Annotated in this window: 2 protein-coding genes; both read left to right on the top strand. The window is 40.4% G+C overall.

The genetic code is table 11. The annotated features are described in order from the left end of the window. Positions 1-448 precede the first annotated feature (448 nt). A complete protein-coding gene (locus tag FE296_RS00395) occupies positions 449-1,849 on the top strand; it encodes a helix-turn-helix domain-containing protein (protein ID WP_223868726.1) in 1,401 nt (466 codons plus the stop codon). A 433-nt stretch (positions 1,850-2,282) separates the two neighbouring features. Next, positions 2,283-2,498, top strand: a complete 216-nt coding sequence (locus FE296_RS00390) for a hypothetical protein (RefSeq protein ID WP_150363987.1) — start codon at positions 2,283-2,285, stop codon at positions 2,496-2,498. The last annotated feature ends 191 nt before the right edge of the window (positions 2,499-2,689 follow it).

Raw genomic sequence — 2,689 nt, 5'->3', positions numbered from 1 at the left:
ACCTGGAATAACGACGCCATACTCTATGTTTTGATAATTTCGCAGTGAACATTTCATGTAATTGTTTATTTCTAGGACTATTGATTCTTGAGTAAATCCTGCTGCTATCCGAGCTTTCTTTAACTTCATTAATGCCCAAAGCTCCTCTTTTTAATATAAATGATAGAGTAGATATGAAATTTTCATCACGATTTATATTTCACGAAATATATTGCGTGTTGCATATTGTTCTGGATATAATTAGGAAAAGCTGATGATTTTCAGCTTTTGAAACCTTTGCCGGGTGAATTGGGAAAGCTCTTACTATTGTTTGTAGGGGCTTTTTTCTATTTTAAGTCTGTTAAAGACGCATATACGTTATTGACCGTCGTTTGATTCATAATTAGTATCAACTATATATAGGCTTTTAATCCTAAATTTTGGTTTTTTTAGCTGGGGGTGTCTTTGATTGGGATCTGTAAATTCTATTCGAGAAAAATTGATGCAGCATATGCAGAGTAATCATATTATTCATTCGCAATTTGCGGATATATCGGGTATCAATTCCGGGACACTTAGCCGGATCTTACAGGGGAATAAGCCCATATCTATGAGACAGCTCATTGCCATCACCGCAGGGATGGGATTACCTGAAGACTACTTTTTTGAGGATTACATAGAGGAATGCTTTTCCTTTTTGATCTCTATACGACGTATACGGCCGTTTATTTTTCGTTGTGCAGAATTAGATCGATTAGAATATGTTGAACAAATCGTGAATCGTCTGCTCGAGGATCTATCTTATGTATCTGTGCTTTTTGATATGGCTGAAGAATTGTTTTCGAATAACAGACGTCTTGCCGCTCGGATATTGTATAAAGGTGTGAGCGAAGCCGAAAAATATCAGCATTCTGAACGGTTGGCGTTGTGTCAGTACCGTTTGTTTCTGATTGAGCTGGGAGATGATCTGGAGGAAAATTTGCGTGCGGCAACTCAATTTGAGCTGTACGTTAATCGTCTCGATGAAGCTGATCAGCTTGAAGCCTTAAAGCAACTGATGCACGTTTTTGGTATGGTTCACAAGTGGCCGAAAGTGGATGCATTAGCTAAGGAAATGCACCGAATCGCAACGATACAATATGAGTTGCAATGTCGATCTGAACGAATAGAAGAAGGGCAGAAGCTCACGGAGCGGCCTTTGTACTATTATATTTTGTATGCTTATTTGGCCCGAGCTACAGCTAGTGAAGAATGCGGCGACTACAACAGAGCATTAACATTTGTGGATTTGTATGCCAATGGTGAAAGTTGGGTACAGGAGAAAGACGAGGAAGCCAGCCAAATTGTAGGGCAATTTGCTGAGTGGGGCGTTGCCAACACTTATCTGTATCGTTTAATGTCCGGAGAAGTGGAGGTACTGAATGAGTATGCTGATTACATAGCGTCTCAAGAAGATGAAATATTTATTGCTGTACGGCATATTGTCCAAGCAGCTAATCTATATGGGTTGAATGTCGATAGCATCCTGGAGCGTTTTGCAGCATATATACCTTATCAATCGGACAAAACGGAGTTCGGCGAGTATAAGCCGGCTATTTTAAAAGAGAGCTATGCTCAGTTTCTCAGTGACCTTGCGGTGTATCGTTTCAATCAAAGCAAGGATACTATCACTGCGATAAAACTTGTGCTAGAAGGTTTGAATATATCGATTACAATTAATAGTGGTAAGAATATCATTACTTGTATGACCCTTTTTGAGCAATACAGGGATTGTGCGGATCTCGAAGCAAAAGAGAAATATAAAAAACTATCAAGTGAGGTGCAGCGACTCAATGCGAAAAAAAGTGTTGTTCTTCTTGACTCTATGTAGTGTTGCGATTGTCGTTTCTACGCCAATAACATTAGCTACAATGGGGCATGGGTGGGGAACTTAAAGCGAAAAGTACGAAGGGTGTTCCTGATTCTCGGGAGCACCTTTTTTTCGTTTCCCTGGTTGTAACCTGGGGCTTGGTTTAAACCAAGCCTGGAACAAACTGACCTTAACCAAAACCCATTGCTCGAAATGAGCACACCCTATATGTGGCATTGCTCATTTTGAGCAACGCAATATATAGGGGGGGTGTGGAGTCATCGTCTTTAGATTGTTCAGGATCGGTCTGATCGGGAGGGGGCAGAACTCTTATGGATAGAGAGGAACTAGCCAGTAAAATCATTTTTGGGCCAAATAGGTAAATACCTATATTTGTGCCCAATTAGACGATTGCCCATATAATGGCATCACCAAACCGAAAAGGAGATTTGAAATGGAATTATATCAACGCCCGTGTTCTCCAAATCCGTATCAAGGTGCAAATACTTCTTCCCAAAACATGAAATATCCTTATGGAATTGCTGGAGTTAGAAACGGGTACGTCATTTATAAACCAGGTTTTGGACCGTATTTTGGTCCTGATGTACCTAGAATACCAGATTTTATGTACTCAGATTATGGATGGAAAATCGTTAACAGGGCTTGTTGAAAACTTTGGAGACCTATGACAGAAGATGAATATCGAATAGAGATTGCAAAATTATATGGTATTCACCCCTCAGCAGTTGACCCAACTATAGTTAGTTGTGGTGGTCCGGGGGATACAAACTGTGATGGTGATTGTACCGACCCGTTCCCAGATCCCGATGATCCCTTCCCTCCTATTCGGTTCTGTAATAG

This window comes from Paenibacillus sp. UASWS1643 (assembly GCF_008693195.1).
Taxonomy (GTDB): Bacteria; Bacillota; Bacilli; order Paenibacillales; family Paenibacillaceae; genus Paenibacillus; species Paenibacillus amylolyticus_B.
This window is presented reverse-complemented; position numbering and strand designations above follow the sequence as displayed.